This window comes from Deinococcus misasensis DSM 22328 (genome assembly GCF_000745915.1).
Taxonomy (GTDB): domain Bacteria; phylum Deinococcota; class Deinococci; order Deinococcales; family Deinococcaceae; genus Deinococcus_C; species Deinococcus_C misasensis.
The window spans coordinates 53072-68316 of the sequence record NZ_JQKG01000015.1 but is presented as its reverse complement, the minus strand read 5'-3'; the positions used below and the strand labels follow the sequence as shown (position 1 = coordinate 68316).

At 59.6% G+C, this 15245-nt stretch carries 21 protein-coding genes and 1 tRNA gene; 21 read left to right on the top strand and 1 reads right to left on the bottom strand.

Annotation, left to right across the window (positions count from 1 at the left end):
- Positions 1–97 precede the first annotated feature (97 nt).
- From Q371_RS11665 to Q371_RS11565, 21 genes are all read left to right on the top strand, one after another.
- On the top strand, positions 98–1021 hold the full coding sequence (locus tag Q371_RS11665) for a hypothetical protein (protein WP_034340680.1): 924 nt from the start codon (positions 98–100) through the stop codon (positions 1019–1021).
- A 490-nt stretch (positions 1022–1511) separates the two neighbouring features.
- Entirely contained in the window at positions 1512–1901 is a 390-nt protein-coding gene (locus tag Q371_RS11660; protein WP_034340676.1) for a hypothetical protein, read from the top strand.
- Between the two features lie 213 nt (positions 1902–2114).
- Positions 2115–2357: a hypothetical protein gene (locus tag Q371_RS11655; protein ID WP_034340673.1), complete on the top strand. Its 243-nt coding sequence runs from the start codon at positions 2115–2117 to the stop codon at positions 2355–2357.
- Positions 2354–2500, top strand: coding sequence for a hypothetical protein (locus Q371_RS26990; protein ID WP_157442668.1), 147 nt, complete (start codon positions 2354–2356; stop codon positions 2498–2500). The genes Q371_RS11655 and Q371_RS26990 overlap by 4 nt, the downstream gene beginning before the upstream one ends.
- A gap of 36 nt (positions 2501–2536) precedes the next feature.
- Positions 2537–2613, top strand: a tRNA-Trp gene (locus tag Q371_RS11650).
- A 50-nt stretch (positions 2614–2663) separates the two neighbouring features.
- Complete coding sequence (locus Q371_RS11645) at positions 2664–3230, top strand: ParB N-terminal domain-containing protein (protein ID WP_034340670.1); 567 nt, start codon at positions 2664–2666, stop codon at positions 3228–3230.
- Positions 3227–4267 (top strand): DNA cytosine methyltransferase, encoded by a 1041-nt coding sequence (locus Q371_RS11640; protein WP_051964144.1) that lies wholly within the window; start codon positions 3227–3229, stop codon positions 4265–4267. The genes Q371_RS11645 and Q371_RS11640 overlap by 4 nt, the downstream gene beginning before the upstream one ends.
- 23 nt (positions 4268–4290) lie before the next feature.
- Entirely contained in the window at positions 4291–4962 is a 672-nt protein-coding gene (locus Q371_RS11635) for a hypothetical protein (RefSeq protein ID WP_034340666.1), read from the top strand.
- On the top strand, positions 4886–6484 hold the full coding sequence (locus Q371_RS25675) for a phage terminase large subunit family protein (protein WP_084571389.1): 1599 nt from the start codon (positions 4886–4888) through the stop codon (positions 6482–6484). Before Q371_RS11635 ends, Q371_RS25675 begins: the two co-directional genes overlap by 77 nt.
- Positions 6481–7950, top strand: coding sequence for a hypothetical protein (locus Q371_RS11620; protein WP_034340664.1), 1470 nt, complete (start codon positions 6481–6483; stop codon positions 7948–7950). Before Q371_RS25675 ends, Q371_RS11620 begins: the two co-directional genes overlap by 4 nt.
- Positions 7951–8010: 60 nt before the next feature.
- Entirely contained in the window at positions 8011–9510 is a 1500-nt protein-coding gene (locus Q371_RS25670; RefSeq protein WP_051964141.1) for a S49 family peptidase, read from the top strand.
- Positions 9511–9518: 8 nt separating this feature from the next.
- Positions 9519–9896: a hypothetical protein gene (locus Q371_RS11610; RefSeq protein ID WP_157442667.1), complete on the top strand. Its 378-nt coding sequence runs from the start codon at positions 9519–9521 to the stop codon at positions 9894–9896.
- Between the two features lie 72 nt (positions 9897–9968).
- Complete coding sequence (locus tag Q371_RS11605) at positions 9969–11060, top strand: hypothetical protein (RefSeq protein ID WP_034340658.1); 1092 nt, start codon at positions 9969–9971, stop codon at positions 11058–11060.
- 51 nt (positions 11061–11111) lie between these two features.
- Positions 11112–11684 (top strand): hypothetical protein, encoded by a 573-nt coding sequence (locus Q371_RS11600; protein WP_034340655.1) that lies wholly within the window; start codon positions 11112–11114, stop codon positions 11682–11684.
- A 29-nt stretch (positions 11685–11713) separates the two neighbouring features.
- Entirely contained in the window at positions 11714–12100 is a 387-nt protein-coding gene (locus tag Q371_RS11595) for a hypothetical protein (RefSeq protein WP_034340651.1), read from the top strand.
- Positions 12097–12486, top strand: coding sequence for a hypothetical protein (locus Q371_RS11590; RefSeq protein ID WP_034340647.1), 390 nt, complete (start codon positions 12097–12099; stop codon positions 12484–12486). The genes Q371_RS11595 and Q371_RS11590 overlap by 4 nt, the downstream gene beginning before the upstream one ends.
- Positions 12487–12489: 3 nt before the next feature.
- Positions 12490–12876 (top strand): hypothetical protein, encoded by a 387-nt coding sequence (locus tag Q371_RS11585; protein ID WP_034340644.1) that lies wholly within the window; start codon positions 12490–12492, stop codon positions 12874–12876.
- On the top strand, positions 12873–13721 hold the full coding sequence (locus Q371_RS11580; RefSeq protein ID WP_034340641.1) for a hypothetical protein: 849 nt from the start codon (positions 12873–12875) through the stop codon (positions 13719–13721). Before Q371_RS11585 ends, Q371_RS11580 begins: the two co-directional genes overlap by 4 nt.
- An 87-nt stretch (positions 13722–13808) precedes the next feature.
- Positions 13809–14219: a hypothetical protein gene (locus Q371_RS11575; protein ID WP_034340638.1), complete on the top strand. Its 411-nt coding sequence runs from the start codon at positions 13809–13811 to the stop codon at positions 14217–14219.
- A gap of 113 nt (positions 14220–14332) precedes the next feature.
- A complete protein-coding gene (locus Q371_RS11570; protein ID WP_034340635.1) occupies positions 14333–14569 on the top strand; it encodes a hypothetical protein in 237 nt (78 codons plus the stop codon).
- A 3-nt stretch (positions 14570–14572) separates the two neighbouring features.
- Positions 14573–15046, top strand: coding sequence for a hypothetical protein (locus Q371_RS11565; RefSeq protein ID WP_034340633.1), 474 nt, complete (start codon positions 14573–14575; stop codon positions 15044–15046).
- Between the two features lie 7 nt (positions 15047–15053).
- Here Q371_RS11565 and Q371_RS11560 read toward each other — a convergent pair whose 3' ends face one another.
- On the bottom strand, positions 15054–15236 hold the full coding sequence (locus tag Q371_RS11560) for a hypothetical protein (protein WP_034340632.1): 183 nt from the start codon (positions 15234–15236) through the stop codon (positions 15054–15056).
- Between the last annotated feature and the right edge of the window lie 9 nt (positions 15237–15245).

The window sequence follows — 15245 nt, the reverse complement described above, 5'->3', positions numbered from 1 at the left end:
TGACCTCACACCGGATTTGACTGGACAGCCCAACACCTGAACACCAACACCAGCCACCCGAGCACCCAGGGTGGTTTTCTTCTGGGAGACACTGAGGATGAACCGACGCGAATACACCCCCGACATGAAACTGGAACACAACCTCATTGCCAGAGCCATCTGGTTGGGGCATTGCCTCCCTGATTTTGACTTGAACTTGATGGGGTTGCCGAACCCCGAGCAGCCAGCGGACCATTCCAGTGTGCAGATGATCGATGCGTTCATGGAATCCCACCGGTTGCTGAAAGAAATGAGTTTCCTGGTGTGGCGAGGCCAGTTCGATGATGCCAAAGCCCTCGCCGTGCAGGCCGTGCATGCCGAACGCAGGTTTGTGCGCTGCAGGAAAGAATACGACCAGAACCGCAAGGTGGCCACCGGAAGGTACCAGCCGGGCGTGCACTTCATGACCCTCGACGGGATCCGCTTTTACTTCGAATTGATTGTGCTGCACACCAACACCCCCGAGAGGCCCTTGGAGATCGTGAACGGTGAAGCCCTCGACATCCTCTCCGGCAGGCCCCACAACCCTGCCGCCTGGCAGGACCTGGCTGCATGGCTTTCCAGCAAAGCCACCCTGAATGGTCGGCCCATCGAAGATGACATGCATCTCGTGTGGCGAGAGGACCGGGGTGCTCTGGTGCTGCGTGACGCCATCCGCAAGAAGCATCCGCGGATGCTGCAGGCACTGGAGGCTTTGCGGTTGTCTTTGACCATGCACTGGGACACACCTGGAGAATTGATGGCTGAAAGGAACTTCAAGGCCAGAGAAGCCCGATCTTTCGTGCGGGACGTGCTGGGCGATCAGGATCCTGATGGGAACAGCCCGGATCAGGCTGTGCATGCCGGAGGGGTGAGCGTGCTGGTCCACAAGGATGGAACTCTGGAGCAGGCCACTTTGGTGGAGCACTTCAACCAGAAGTCAGAGCAGCAATTCCTGAGGGATTCTGCTGCCCTGCTGGAGCAGGAGGAAAACCCCGATTGACCTTTTACACGCAAAACCCCGTATAATGTATTTAAGCTGCAAAAAGTCTGTCAGGGCCTGCCATTGTGCAGGCCTTTTTCGTTTCGGTTTGCAGGCAGATGCGAGGCTGCGCGAGGCTTGAAGCGCGAAGTGGACCTGCCAGCGCCGTGGCGGTTTCAGGCCAGAGGTGCAAGGTGGCGCATGCACCCACCCCGGTGGCATTCCGGGCCCAGTTGATAGGGGGTCACCTCCTGAGGGTCCTTGCTGGTCTAGGGTTGCCGGATGGGCATCTCAAAGCACCCGGGCAGGGAAGGTCAGCAAGGGGGTCGTCTGGCGCGAGAAGCCAGTCGGTGCGAAGCATCCATGATGGGCTCTGCTCGCACCGGTTCGATGTTTGCCGTTCGGGTCCCTGGCTTCACGGTCAGGGCTTTCGTTCAGGTCGCTTAAGGAAAGCGTCCCGTGAGGGAAGATCCGGGTGAGAGTCCCGGCCTGGGCTGCTCTGGGAGGTTGCATGTCATTTCGGAATTTCATAGAAGCGACGCCTCTGCCCAATGGCAAGACCGCTGATGCAGCATGGTTCAGCAAGCGCTTCTCTGCGCCTTTGCATGAGCTGCATGCCTGCATCCTCGACCCGCACTGCAACCCTGACCTTTCAGCGCGCATGCTGCATGTGTTCTGCGACATCACCGGCCAGAGGGGATGGGTGTGGGAGGAGGCCAACGGCAGGAAATTTCTGGTTTTGCCTGCCCAGAGGTCCCAAGCTCAACAGCGGGAAGCCACCCTTGCAGCTTGCGCAGCAGCTCTGGCTGTCAAAGGTGCGCCACTGAAATCCGGCCAGTGCAGGACACGGCCGGATTTTGATTTGAGTGAACTGTTCCAAGACGAACCGTTAGACGTTTAACAACAAACAGCTAACGGGTGGCCCTGAGGTAGACCATGAAAATGCACTTACCGCACCCCGTTTCAGGCCATGCACCCAAACCATCAGCATGTGGCGCCCTGCGCTAAGGAGGTGATCCCCATCTCGCAGCCATGCGACAAATGGCACCACGTTCCGCTTTAAGCCCTTTCAGCCCACCCAGAGTGCAAGACAGGCACCCGACAGGAGAACACCATGACCACCAAAGCGACAGTTGGAAGAATCATTCACTACGTCACCACAGATCGACACGGCCAAGAGTGGCACCGTCCCGCCATCGTCAACAACGCTTTTGAGAGCAGTGAAAACAGGGTCAATGCCACAGTTTTCCCTGATCCTTTCAATGACACCGAACAGGCACCTTACGGCGTGGCCAGCATCGCGCAAGATGAGGACACGAAAGCTGTGGGCACCTGGCATTACCCTGAGCGGGAATGAAGCCCAGCCCGATGGCTTTCGCTCTGGCCCTGCAAACCAAGCAGGTGATCCAGAAGCACCGCAATGCCAAGCGCGCAAAACACCCAGAGCCCACACCGGACAGCGATCAGAAAATCCGGGAGGCGCTGAAAGACTTTCGTTGACGAAATGCAGCCCAGAGGGGCACTCTGGGCTTTCGTGATCTGGTAGCTCAGTCTGGTAGAGCGTGCGTCTCCAAAACGCAGGGTCGCAGGTTCAAATCCTGCCCGGATCGCCACACACCCACCCCGAGTCTGTACGGCTCGGGGTTTTTTATTGGAGTGAATCATGCAACAGCAAACCATGCGAATTGAGTACATGCCCCTTTCGGCCCTGCTGTCCCTCACCTGGGATGGGAACCCCAAAGACCACGCCATCACCGAGCTGCAAGAGTCCCTCGGGCGGTTCGGGTACGTCAGCCCGATCCTGCTGGATGAAACCACCAACAAGATCCTCGCTGGGCACGGTCGATTGGAGTCCTTGAGTGCCCTGAAAGCTTCTGGTCAGCCTGCACCGGACCGGGTGGCCGAGCAGGACGGCGAGTGGTTGATTCCGGTGGTGCGTGGCGTGCACCTGTCCAGCGACGTGGACGCCCGGGCTTACGTGGTTGCCGACAACAAGCACGTAGAACTGGGCGGTTGGGTGCAAGCCAACCTGTCCACGTGGCTGCAGGAACTGCAAGCCGATGGTGGGTCTCTGCTCGGGACGGGCTTCTCTGAAATTGAAGTGAATGCCCTGTTCGAGAAGTTCAACGCTGAGAACTTGCCTTCTGAATTTCCCGAGTACACCGAAGAAATCGCCAAGGAAGTGAAGAAGGTGACCTGTCCGCATTGCGGTGAGGAGTTCGTGCCATGACCTACCCGGATTTCCTCAGGCAGTGCTGGTCGGACGCGCATGCCCCCAGAGCGCAAGGAGCACCGACCGTGGCGAGTTTCTTCGCTGGGGGTGGCGGGTCGAGCACCGGTTACCACATGGCGGGCTTCAAGGAAGTTCTGGCGGTGGACTGGGAGCAGCACGCCGTGGACACTTTGCGGTTGAATTACCCTCACTTGCAGGTGTGGCATGGGGACATCGCGCAGTTGTCGGTGCCTGAATTCTTCCGTTTGACGGGCCTGCAGGTCGGTGAGTTGGACGTGCTCGACGGGAGTCCTCCCTGCCAGGGCTTCAGCACCAGCGGGAAGCGCATGATTGATGACCCGAGAAACCAGTTGTTCCGGGAATTCGTGCGCCTCCTGAGGGGCGTGCAGCCCCGGGCTTTCGTGATGGAGAACGTCGCCGGGATGGTGAAAGGCAAAATGAAGCAGGTTTTTGCTGAGATCCTCACGGAACTGAAATCCTGCGGGTACGAAGTGGCCTGCCGGAAGCTGAATGCCAGTTTCCTCGGGGTGCCTCAAGCCCGGGAGCGCATGATCTTCGTGGGTTTCCGCAAAGACTTGAAGCTGCAGCCGGTCTTTCCGGTGCCGCACACCCGACCGGTCACCGTCCGGGAGGCTTTCGAGGGTCTCCCTGAAGACCAGGACTCCGGTTTGATCCAGTCGGAGTTCGGGAAGTCCATCTGGGCGAAAGTGAAACCCGGCCAGGGCTTCGATGAGGCCCACCCGAAAGGCCACTGGTTCAACAGCCACAAACTCGACCCGAACAAGCCTGCTTTGACGATCAGCAAAACGGTGTTCGGGAATGGCGCTTCTGGCATTTACCACTGGCGTTACCCGAGGTTGATCAACCTCGGTGAGCTGAAGCGCCTCGGTTCCTTCCCGGATGAATACCAGTTCCCCGGTGAGTTCAAGGAGGCGTGGGCTCGGGTTGGGAACAGCGTGCCGCCTTTGATGATGCGAGAAATCGCCTTGTGCGTGAAGCGTCAACTGGAGCAAGCCAGAAGCGTTGATCACTGACCTTTCAGCCACCTGGAGGTGACATGGCCCCGAGAGAGAAACCCCCGGCTGCAACTCGGGGCCGGAAGAATTCCAGAGACGGCCCCGCTGCAACCAAGAAAACCACCCGCAAGAAGCCCCCTCCGAAGAAGGCCGTTGCAGTTGAAGTGAAGCAGGTGCTGCGTGAGCAGTTGCGGATGCTTTACATCACCACCGACTGCAGCCTTGCGGATCTCGCCAAAGAGCCGGATGCGCCGACCGTTCGAACGTTGGAGCGCTGGTCGGCTGAGGAGAACTGGCCGAAAGTCCGGCAGGTCTTCCAGGAGAAAGTCCGGGAAGGGCAACGGCGGTTCAATGAGGACCGCATTGCGCAGGACAAAGCCAAAACCCTGGACCAGCGGCGCACCCTTGCGCAGGTCTGCAGGGTGCTGGCCATGATGACCTCCGAGCATCTCAGAAGCCCGGAGGTCATCAAGAAGCTTTCGGTGTTCGAATTTAGCATGCTGATCCGCACGGCTGAGCAGGTGGAGCGCAACTCAGGCTCGAAATTTGACCGGGCAGCCCTCAAAAAAGCGCTCGATGACTTCATGCTGCTGCTCAGCATCGACCTCGATGAAGCCATGAGGGAGGTGGGGATCGATGAAGTTACGCGTGCCAACCTATACCGAAATGTTACGGGCAAGTGGGCAAGCCGCGAATTTGACCTCCCAGAGTGACCGCCCAGCGTGGATGGAATACCTGGAGGACATCGCTGACTCCCTGACCGGAAGCACCCGGGATGCCAGCAGCAAAATCAGCCTGGATGGCTTCAAGATGCTCGGGTGGTGCCAGGAGTTCTTGCCGCACCACTTCCCGAGTGAACCTGCTGCGTTCCATTTCGAGACGGCCAGTTTGGCTTTGCAGAACAACCGGGTGTGCATTGCCGCTCCGCGTGGCCATGCGAAAAGCACCCTGCATTCTCTGGGCCGGCCGTTGTATGAAGCGGCGCACCTCAGGAAGGCCTTCATCATTCTGGTGTCTGACACGGCAACGCAGGCCGAATCGTTGATGGGGGATTTGTACGGTGAGTTGCTTGAGAACGAGAAACTGACCGAGAAATACCCGCATTTGCGGTTGCCTGAAGCGAAAGATTACCGCAAGAAACGCACCAAGAAAACCGTGCGGGACGTGATCACCATGGGCGGCATTCGCTTCATGGGCGTCGGGGCACGCCAGAAGTTGCGTGGTCTGAAAAAAGGCGGTAAGCGTCCAGATTTGATCATCGTCGATGACCTTGAGAACGACGAGAACGTGTACACCGCATCCCAGAGGGAGAAACTCTGGAATTGGTTCACGCGTGCACTGCTGCCGTTGCCTGGCGCGCAAGAATACCACTTCATTGTGCTCGGCACGATCCTGCACAAGAAAAGCCTGCTGATGCGCCTGCTGGCGGAAGGTGAGAATGGCGGTTGGGTGACCCGCAGGTACCAGGCGATCCTGGAGGATGGGAGCCTGCTGTGGCCCACCCGGTGGTCCTTGGAGGCCCTTGAGGAAATCCGCAAAGCCATGACGCCCCAGTCCTTCCGGATTGAGTACATGAACGACCCGACCGACAGTGAATCCGCCCTCTGGCAAATGCAGTGGATTCAAGACCACCGGGTGCCGCCCACCGTGGACCTCAAGACGTTGCGTCTGGTGCGCATCGTGGTCGCCCTTGACCCGAGCACCTCCGAATCTGGTGATGAGTGCGGCATTGTGGTGATGGCCCTCGGGTCGGATGGTCGCGGTTACGTCCTGGAGGACCTGACTGGGTCTTACAGCCCGGACGAGTGGGCTGTGGTGTCTTTGCAGGCTTACCGGTTCTGGCAGGCAAATGAAATCATCGCTGAGAAGAACAACGGTGGTGAGATGGTCTCGTCGGTGCTGCGCGCGCACTGCCAGAGCGTCGGCGTCAGCACCCCCAAAATCACCTTGGTTTGGGCTTCGAAAGGCAAACAAATCCGCGCGGAGCCCATCGCTGTGGCTTACATGCAAGGCCGGGTTTCACACGTGGGTTTCTTTGAGCTGCTTGAAGAGGAACTCACCGGTTGGATTCGCGGCATGGAATCCCCCAACCGCATGGACGCCCTGGTCTGGGCCGCCACGGCCCTGCTGCTCCCAGAGGAAGAACAGAACCCTGTGTCTGCCACCACATACAAATCCGTCCTCAAGTCCATGCAGGCAGCCCGGAACAGAAACGCTGGAGGTCCCAAAAAATGAATGTTTTTCAACGCCTGCTCGGGTTGGGTCGCCCCAAAAGGGACCCCCCTGTCACCCCGGAAGCCCGCAGTCAACTGACCCACCTTCGGGCGCAAGCTGTTCGCGCAGTGAGCAGCAAACTCAAAGGGGGCCGCATCTCACGCGGTCCGACCCGTGAGCTCGGCGGAAGTTTCGGCATGGGAGGCATGCGCACCATGGCCTTCTCGGGTTACCCGAACGATTCAGCTGTCCGGTTGGTGCGACTGCTGCGCTGGCTGGCGCAATTCGACCCGGACATGAGCGGCGCAATCCGTGATTTCATTGCCCTCGCCAACCCCGGCCACACCGTGCGGTTCACCGGTGGAGCGAGGGCCGTGAAGCAAGCCGAGCAGGAATTCAAAGTGTGGGCGCAGCGCATCTACCCTGTGGGCGGTGGCCTGAACGGGCTGGCCAACAACCAGCTCCGCGAAGCCATCTTCGGAGCGTCAAGCTGCGAATGGTTCCCTCTGGAGAACCGCAAAGGCGTGCAGGACGTGGCGATTGTGCCCTGCGAAACGGTGCGCATCTCGCAGGATGAAGAAGGGAATTATCAGTACTTCCAGCAGGCTTTCGGTCCGCAAGTGCAACTCGACACCCGCACGTACAGGTACATTCCCATCCAGACGGACAGCGACAGCCCTTATGGGGTGCCGCTCATGCTTCCTGCCATTCAAGCCACCGAAATGCACCACAAAGCCATCCAGAGCCTTGAGCGGGTGGTGGGTTTGATGGCCAAAGCGGTGCTTTTGCATGCCGAAGTGCCCACACCCACCCGGCAAGAGCTGGAAGCCGACTCCGACCCGGACTCAGGGCCCCTGACCGACGAGGATTACCAGTCGGCAGTGCTGGACTTCCACACCGAAATGGCCTCGTTGATCATCGATCAGGCCGAGCAGGGCCTGCTGATCACCCCTCTGGGCACGAAATTGAACGTCACGCACCTCGCCAAGAGCGCAGAAGGCTACCCTGACGTGATGAAGGCCCTGGAACGCCTGAAGTTCTCCGGGATGCGCACCCTGGGCTTCCTGAGGGGCAGCGTGGACACCACCACCGAAGCGCTCGCCAAAGTGCAGTACCCGATGGTGGAGTCCGAAGCGTGGAACCTCGCCAACGTGGTCGCCCGGCAATTCGAATTCGGCATCAACTTGCACATGCAACTCTCCGGCATCCCAGTGGCCTGCCAGGTGGAATTCCAGCAGGCCCCGAGCGCTTTCGCTCTGGATGAAGCGAACACCGAGAGCATCCAGGTGGCCACCGACTTGAAGTTGTACGAGAAGTTCCCGAAAGCCATGCGTTCCCGCATCGAACAAAAACACGGCTTGGACCTCACCGAGGACCTCGCAGATGGTCAACCGAACATGCCTCAGCAGCCTGAAAATGCCGTGACTTCCATGCTGGCCTTCAACAAGCTCAGCAACGCCTACGAGGAGGTGAGGCAGGTGCAGTGACCGCGCCCGAAGCACCCTTTTTCGCCACCCTTCAGGGTGGTTTTTTTGTGAGGAGAACACATGAAATTTGACAGCATCATCAACCGTTACTTTTCCCGTGGGCGCTGGTTGATGTCCGAGCAGGGCGTCGAAACGATGCTGGCCATCCTGACCGCAAGAATGGAAGGCATCGATGCCGACCCGGCCTTGCTGGCTGAACTGCGAAAAGACCGCCAGTACAACATCACCGTGGGTGCCTCCGACGAAGGCATCAACCTCGCTGAGCTCCTGAAAACCCCTACCGCTGAAGGTCGTTCCTCGGCTGACAGCGGCGGGAAAGTCGTGGCGATCATGCCTTTGATTGGCCCGGTGATGGCCCGGGCAGGTTGGTTGGAGATGTGCGGTTACGTGGATCCGCACAGTTTCGCCACGCAGATCGATGCTTTCGCTGACGACCCGAGGGTGCACAGCATCATCTTGAACATCGACAGTCCCGGAGGGACAGTTTCCGGCACGGGCATTGCAGGCAGCGCCGTGGCCCGAGCAGCGGAGAAGAAACGCGTGGTGGCCGTGGTGAATGACGGCATGTACTCCGCTGCCCTGTGGATTGGTTCTCAGGCCACCGAAGTGGTCATGGCGCCCGGAGCGGAACTCGGGTCCATCGGGGTGATCGCCACGCACGTTGACCAGTCCGAAGCGGCAGCTCAGGCAGGCGTGAAGTTCACTTACGTGCGTTCCACGCCCGGCAAAGCCCGAGGGCAGCGTTTCGAAGCGATGGATGAAGCGACCCTCGAAGACTGGATGGGCGGACTGCAGGCCATCCATGACGAGTTCGTGCATGCCGTTGCAGTTGGTCGAGAGATGACCGACGAGGAAGCCGCCAAGCTCGCCACGGGTGCCACATGGCGAGGGCAAGCCGCCATCGATGCGGGCCTCGCTGACCGCATTGCCACCCTGTCCGACATCGTCCGTGAAGAACTCGACTCCATCCCTCAATCGGCAACCGGCACCAGAGGCCGTGACCGGAAAGGAGAGGCATCCATGCCCCAAGAAAACCAGGAAGCCCAAAACACTGCCGCTGAAGCTGGGAGCTCCAGCACCACAGCCACCCCTCCCGCCACTGCAGGCGGCACCACGGCAAACGCCCCTGCCCTCACCCCTGAAGTGCTGCGCACCGAGCACGCCGAAGTCTACCAGGGTGTGCTCTCCCTGGGCGCAGCAACGGAACGCTCCCGCATCGCAGGGATCCTCGGGGTCCAGACCGCTGAAGGCCTCACCGACCAGAGCCTCACTGAACTGCGTGCACGCGCAGCGGACGGCACGGCCTACCGGGAAGCCCTGCTGGGTGATTTGCGCACCGAGTGCGTCAGGCTGCACGGCGCTCAGGATGGCCCGGCTGCAGGTGACCTGATGGTCACTGCCTTCAAAAACCAGAGCATCGAAAACCTGCAAAAGCAAGTCGCCCTGGTGCGCAAACAAGCCGACGCCACTGTCCCTGACGGGCGGAAAAGCAAACCCTCCTCTGGCAATTCCAAAACCGAGAACGAAACTCAGCCCATCGACTGGGCAACGGAGGCTTAATCATGGCCATGAAGAACAAGTCTTTCAACAACATCCGCAGTTACCGCTCCTACACCAGCGAAAGCGCCAGCACCTACAAAGCCAACAACGCCAACGTGGTGGTTGGAAGCTGCGTGACCATCGTCGGCAATGAAACGGTGGGCCTCGGTGCGGACGGCGACCCCCTGACTGGACTGGTGTCCGTTCGGGCTGCGAACGGCAATGTGACCGTCGAAGAGCGCGGCGTGCACGACATCGAAACCACCAGCCTGCTCACTGTCGGCCTCAAAACCCTCGTGGTGGACGGCACCGGCAAAGCCAAAGTGGCTGCAGGTGGCCTGCAATGCCGGATCCGCGCCACCTGGACTGAAGGTGGCCAGCATTTCGCCCGAGTGGACCTCGGGTAATCCACCTCAACCTGAAGCCCCAGCCCCGAGGACACTCGGGGTTTTTTCATTTCGCTCCCCGGAGGAGAACCCATGAGCAAATACAACCTGAGTGACCTGCGAGACGCCAAAGGCGTGCTGGCCGAAGCGCAAGCCAAAAAGATCAGCCCTTTGACTTTCATGCTGCGACTGGCCAGAACCAACCAGCTCCACACCGACGTGTACAACCCTGACGTGGAAGACAAGCACGGCAAAGGCCCGATCGCGCAAATCCTGCGCAACGCCGGAATCATCACCACGGGCCCCGCTGCAGGCAACATCGAAGCTTCTTTCTTCAGCGACAACGGCAACGAGGTGTTCTTCCCTGTGATGGTCGAGCAGGTCGTGCGGGAATTCGAGAAGGTCGGCATGCACCTCTTGGGCTTGAATGACTTGGTGAGCGTGGTGGTGCCCACCAGCAGCACCGCCGTGCGTTACGGCATCTTGGATGAAATCGAAGGGGACGCCATTGCTGGCGACACCACCGAAGGGGCAGGACAGGGTGTGATTGTCCTCACCCAATCCAAAAAGAGCGTGAACCTCGAAGAGCGCTCCTGGAGGCTCGAAGCGAGCTACCAGGCTCTGGCGCATGTCCGACTGGATTTGTTCAATCGGTACCTTGCCAAAGTGGGCCGCAAACGTGCACGCGAGAAAGTCAATGAGGCCCTCGAAGTCAGCATCAACGGTGATGAGAACGGCAACCCTGCCCCCAACACCGCTTTCGCCACCACCCTCTGGGACCTCAAAGACCTCGTGCAGTTGATGCTGCTGATGAACGACAACGACGCTGAACCCAACGTGATCACCGGTGACCGCGTGGAGCTGGGCAAGCTGCTCACCCTTGCCCACCTGGTGGACCCTGATGCCACCTCTGACGGAGCCCGCTTCCGTGAAACCGGAGCTTTCCCCAGCATCCTCGGCATGACCCCCAAACGTGCCCCCAAAGGCAGCGTGCTCGAAGGCACCGGCAAAGTCGCCCTGATCGACACCAACCTCGGCCTGGAACAGTACGTCGATGAGAAACTCACCATGGTGGAATACGACAAGCTGATCGTCAAAGGCTTCGAGCGCGTGGTGTTCCGTGAATCCTACGGTTTCGGCAAAGCCGACAAAGACGGCGTCCGAACCGGCTCCCGCCAACTTTAAGCCCTCACGCATTGAACCCCGGCACCAGCCGGGGTTTTTTCAGGAGAACCCATGTCCAACGTATCCCGCAAATGGCTCCTCGCAGCCGCCATCTTCGCCCTCACCGGACCGCTCATCGACCCCTCGGAATCCCCTCCCACCGAAAAGGACCTGGAGGCCATCAAAGACCACCTTGAAGCAGGTGACCGGGACGCCGTTGAGAAACTCCTCTCCGAAAAGAAAATCCAACTGGTGAACCTGCCCACCGACTGGCCTGAAGGGACCGCTGAGAGCATCGCCAGCACCCTCAAAGAGCAACCTGAACGCATCACCAAACTGCTTGAACTGCTCAGCCAGAGCAGCCCTCCCGAGAAGATCCTGCAGGAACTCGGGCTGTCCGAGTCTCCCAAAGCCGACAAAACCATCAAGGAGATCCCTGAAGGGCAAGTGATCGCCACGGTGGTGGAGCAAATTGCCAGTTATGGCGGGGAGTACACCATCACCGATGGAGAGAAACCCTTCGTCATCAACCACACCCCCCAGTTGGTGCCCCAAACCGCCCAGGTGGAACTCTGGAAGGGTCGCAAGACCGTGCGTTACTGGACCCTCAAGGAATACAACGCTTGGCTTGCAAGCCAGGCTTGAATCCTCAGGTCGGGTGATTGAGAGGGAACATGGAATTCACGCCAGAGCAATTCTTGAGTCACTTCCCGGCTGTGGTGCTGCCCTCCGGGAAGGAAGAAGATTACTGCGCAGCAGCAGAAGCCTGGGTGGTCATGCAGGTCAACAACCGGACGGTGCAACAAACCTCCCTGCTGGAGCACGCCAAAGCGTTGTATGTGCTGGTTTTGCTGCACACCAACAACGAGTTCCAGAAGGCCGAGAAGGCAGGCCTGACCGTCACAGTCGAAGGGGAAGGGTCGGTGCGCCGGGAAAGCTCTGGCATCAAACAGCACGCCGACCAGAGCGAAAAATACAAAGCTGAAGCCCTTGCTTTGATCGAAAAGGCCTGCAGGCCCCCCAGAGGTCCCTTCCGGCTCGTTGCGGGGGTGGCCCGGTGACGGAATTTGATGATGCTTTCGCTGACATGCAAGCCCTGACCCGCTCGCAAAGCACCTCCATCTACAACCGCGAGCACCCCTGGACGTGGAAAACCCCCGCAGCAGAGCCCTTCGTGAACGGCAGGCCAGCAGCACCCACCACCCACACCGTCACCCTGCGGTTCAAAGCCTGGGACCCCAGCAAAGCCACCGATCGCCGCAGCATCGACTTCATGGCCACCAGCCCCGAGCGGGACACCTGGCTCGGAGAGTTCAAAGAAGGGCAAACCCTCCCGGCCATCAACGCCACCACCGAAATCCCGGAAGGGACCCTCACCCTCACCACCCTGCAAACCCCGAGGCGCAGCACCCTCGGGACGCCTTTCATAGCGAAACTCTCCCGGTGAACCATGGATGAAACCCTCAAAAACCACCTGACGGGCCTTGACCCTCCCGTGAACACCCTGCTCGACGAGGAAGCCGACTTGCCTTACGGTTACCCCGGTGGCTTCAAAGCGTACCTGAAAGACAGCGGTGGCTTCGTGGTGATTTACAGCCCTCAAACCCTCAACTTTGACGGCATCACCCGCACCTGCATGGTCCAAATGGACGTGCTTGCACCCAGCAAAGCCGAAGCCAGAGCCCTCGCAGGCAGGATCACCCGGAGGCTCCACCAGCACCCGAGCAGCAGCAACTACAACACCCCATACGAACTCCTCACGGAGAACAACACCCCCATCGACGGGGGGTACAAGACCACCCTGACCTTCCAGGGCCCCCACAAGGAGACACCATGACCATCACTCTGGCCAACCCGAAAGCCCGCAGTGCCGACAAAGCCCGCATGCTTGGCTTCCGCATGTACTTCCCCAGCAAGAAAGACCTGAAGACTTTCGACCTCGGGTACACCCGCAGCCCCCAGTTCTCTCCCACCAAAAACGAAGTGGAAATGAAAGCCGCCCCGAACGGCGCAGAAGAAACCGTCCGGATCTTCCAGACGGGCTTCAAAGACGTGGTCACCTTCGAATCCATCAGCGTGGACGATCCCGGCGTGCGTTACCTGCACGCCGGAAACATCCAAGGCTGGCTGGATGAAAGTGACGTGGCTGCCTTCCAGACCACTTTCGATTACGAAGTGGGCGACCTGGTGCGCCCCGCCGTTGCCAACGGTTACCTGTACAAAGTCACCGTGGCCGGAGAGTCCGCAGCGGCCGCGCCCGGCGCATGGCCCACCGCAGCAGGCAGCACCGTGGTCAGTGGCGGCGTGACTTTCGCCCTCGCAGGCACCCTGCCCACCAGCGTCTGGGTGACCCCCACCCAGAGCACCCCCGTGGATGGCATGGCCATCATGGTGTTCCCCGCAGCGGACGGCGGGAAAGGTGAGCTGCGCGTCTACCCGAACGCCCAACTGACTGGGGATGGCGTGGGGGCAGGCCTCGACGGAGCGAACGGCAGCGCCCTCAAATTCAACCTGACTGCTCTGGAATCCAAAGGTTTCCCGCTGCCTGCCAGCATCACCAGCAAACCCGGCTTCACCGTTGGAGCCACCGCAGATGGAGGTTTCACCATTGGCGGCATCGCCAACGAAGATCTCGACACTGTGGCAGCAGAACTCGCCGTCGATTACTTCGCCAGCCTGTAAACCCCCTTTTTGAAGCACCACAGGACCCCCACCCTTTTTCGGGGGTCCTTTCACAACAACAGAAGACCCTTTGCCTCTGGAGGCCCCATGTACGACACCAAATACCAAAGGACCATCACCCTGGACTCCGGTCAGACCCTCACCCTCACCGCCTGGAAGCTCAAACACGCCAGCACCCACCAGAGGGAACTCCTCAACTTCGTCGCCGTCGGTGCCATGCTCGCCACCGCAGACGGGAACCAGGAAGCCCTCGGGATCCTCATCGAAGGTGAGTACGTCACTGCTGTGCAGCAAATGCTGGAGCACAGCGTCACCGAAATCGAAAAAGTCAACCAAGTGCAGCTCATCGACATGCCCCTCATCATGCAGACCCTCTGGGAACTCAACCAGCTCGAAAGCCTGCTGGCAAAGGTCGAAGCGCTGGCGATCAACCTGCGGGGCCGCCTGACCAAAGCGCAAAAAACCGAGATGGAAGCCCTGCAGAACGCGACCCCCTGACGGAACTGATCGAAGAAAAAGGCTTCGATTACGTCCAGAACCTCCCCCACGTCCTCATCGAAGACGTCTGGCAGGCCAGAGAAAGGCGTCTCTCCCGGGAAAGGGCATGGGGCATGCGGGACCACCTGATGGCTTCCGAATGGGGCGTGAAAGCCGAATACATCGGAGAGGGCCCCGAACCGAAACCCTCCTACCGGTACGATGACAGCCCACGCCAAGCGTACCTGCGGACCCTTGAAGAAAACGGCGGTCTGCGCCCCCAGCAGACCAGTACCCCAGAGGATCACGAGGTGCAAGAAGCCCAACGGCAACTGGACGCCTGGAGACAAGGCTTTGAGCAAAGGAAGTGAGTCATGCTGGACAGCAACTTCGATGAATGGCTGGCTGAAGAGGAAGCCAGGGAGCTTCGCCTCCACGCCGAAATGACCCGAGAAGTGCAAGACATCGCCCAGTACACCCTCGCTCTGGCCATCACCGGCGTCAACCAAGGCGTTTACGACACCCCGGAAGGCATCTACCAGCGCACCCGGAAGCTGTTCATGAACATCGACGTGATCAACCGGAGCACCAAAAACCGCTTCACCCTCGACGTGAAAAACAGCACCCGGTACGCCTCAGACGTGGAATTCGGCACCCTCGGCCAGAGCGCAGAAAGCACCCTCCAGGCCGAAGCGGAAGCCCTCGGGGAGCAAACCACCACCCTCTACAAAGGCCGCACGGCCAGAAGGTGGCGCAGACCGAACCCCGCTCACCTCAGGGCAGCGGTGTGGGCCGGACTGAAAATGAATCGGGTTTTTGAGGGCCTCATCCAGCAGATTTGGCCTTGATGGACCTTCAGGCCAGGATGAAGTTGATCACAAATAAGATCAAGGGCCACATCAACACCAACAAAATCAGTGGGATCAGCCAGAGCAAGGTGCGGCAGCCTTTAACGGTGTCTGCTGCATCTGCATCGGCCTGCAATTGCCTTTTCAACTCAAATTCTTCCCGGATTCGCTGTTCATCTTGAGGGTTCATTCCCCCAAT

Coding starts and splice junctions, on each gene's coding strand:
- Q371_RS11660 (WP_034340676.1), top strand. CDS start 1,512: ATGTCATTTCGGAATTTCATAGAAGCGACGCCTCTGCCCAATGGCAAG.
- Q371_RS11620 (WP_034340664.1), top strand. CDS start 6,481: ATGAATGTTTTTCAACGCCTGCTCGGGTTGGGTCGCCCCAAAAGGGAC.
- Q371_RS11580 (WP_034340641.1), top strand. CDS start 12,873: ATGACCATCACTCTGGCCAACCCGAAAGCCCGCAGTGCCGACAAAGCC.
- Q371_RS11640 (WP_051964144.1), top strand. CDS start 3,227: ATGACCTACCCGGATTTCCTCAGGCAGTGCTGGTCGGACGCGCATGCC.
- Q371_RS11655 (WP_034340673.1), top strand. CDS start 2,115: ATGACCACCAAAGCGACAGTTGGAAGAATCATTCACTACGTCACCACA.
- Q371_RS11635 (WP_034340666.1), top strand. CDS start 4,291: ATGGCCCCGAGAGAGAAACCCCCGGCTGCAACTCGGGGCCGGAAGAAT.
- Q371_RS11575 (WP_034340638.1), top strand. CDS start 13,809: ATGTACGACACCAAATACCAAAGGACCATCACCCTGGACTCCGGTCAG.
- Q371_RS26990 (WP_157442668.1), top strand. CDS start 2,354: ATGAAGCCCAGCCCGATGGCTTTCGCTCTGGCCCTGCAAACCAAGCAG.
- Q371_RS11665 (WP_034340680.1), top strand. CDS start 98: ATGAACCGACGCGAATACACCCCCGACATGAAACTGGAACACAACCTC.
- Q371_RS11610 (WP_157442667.1), top strand. CDS start 9,519: ATGAAGAACAAGTCTTTCAACAACATCCGCAGTTACCGCTCCTACACC.
- Q371_RS11605 (WP_034340658.1), top strand. CDS start 9,969: ATGAGCAAATACAACCTGAGTGACCTGCGAGACGCCAAAGGCGTGCTG.
- Q371_RS11600 (WP_034340655.1), top strand. CDS start 11,112: ATGTCCAACGTATCCCGCAAATGGCTCCTCGCAGCCGCCATCTTCGCC.
- Q371_RS25670 (WP_051964141.1), top strand. CDS start 8,011: ATGAAATTTGACAGCATCATCAACCGTTACTTTTCCCGTGGGCGCTGG.
- Q371_RS11595 (WP_034340651.1), top strand. CDS start 11,714: ATGGAATTCACGCCAGAGCAATTCTTGAGTCACTTCCCGGCTGTGGTG.
- Q371_RS11585 (WP_034340644.1), top strand. CDS start 12,490: ATGGATGAAACCCTCAAAAACCACCTGACGGGCCTTGACCCTCCCGTG.
- Q371_RS11560 (WP_034340632.1), bottom strand. CDS start 15,236: ATGAACCCTCAAGATGAACAGCGAATCCGGGAAGAATTTGAGTTGAAA.
- Q371_RS11565 (WP_034340633.1), top strand. CDS start 14,573: ATGCTGGACAGCAACTTCGATGAATGGCTGGCTGAAGAGGAAGCCAGG.
- Q371_RS11570 (WP_034340635.1), top strand. CDS start 14,333: ATGCGGGACCACCTGATGGCTTCCGAATGGGGCGTGAAAGCCGAATAC.
- Q371_RS11645 (WP_034340670.1), top strand. CDS start 2,664: ATGCAACAGCAAACCATGCGAATTGAGTACATGCCCCTTTCGGCCCTG.
- Q371_RS25675 (WP_084571389.1), top strand. CDS start 4,886: ATGAAGTTACGCGTGCCAACCTATACCGAAATGTTACGGGCAAGTGGG.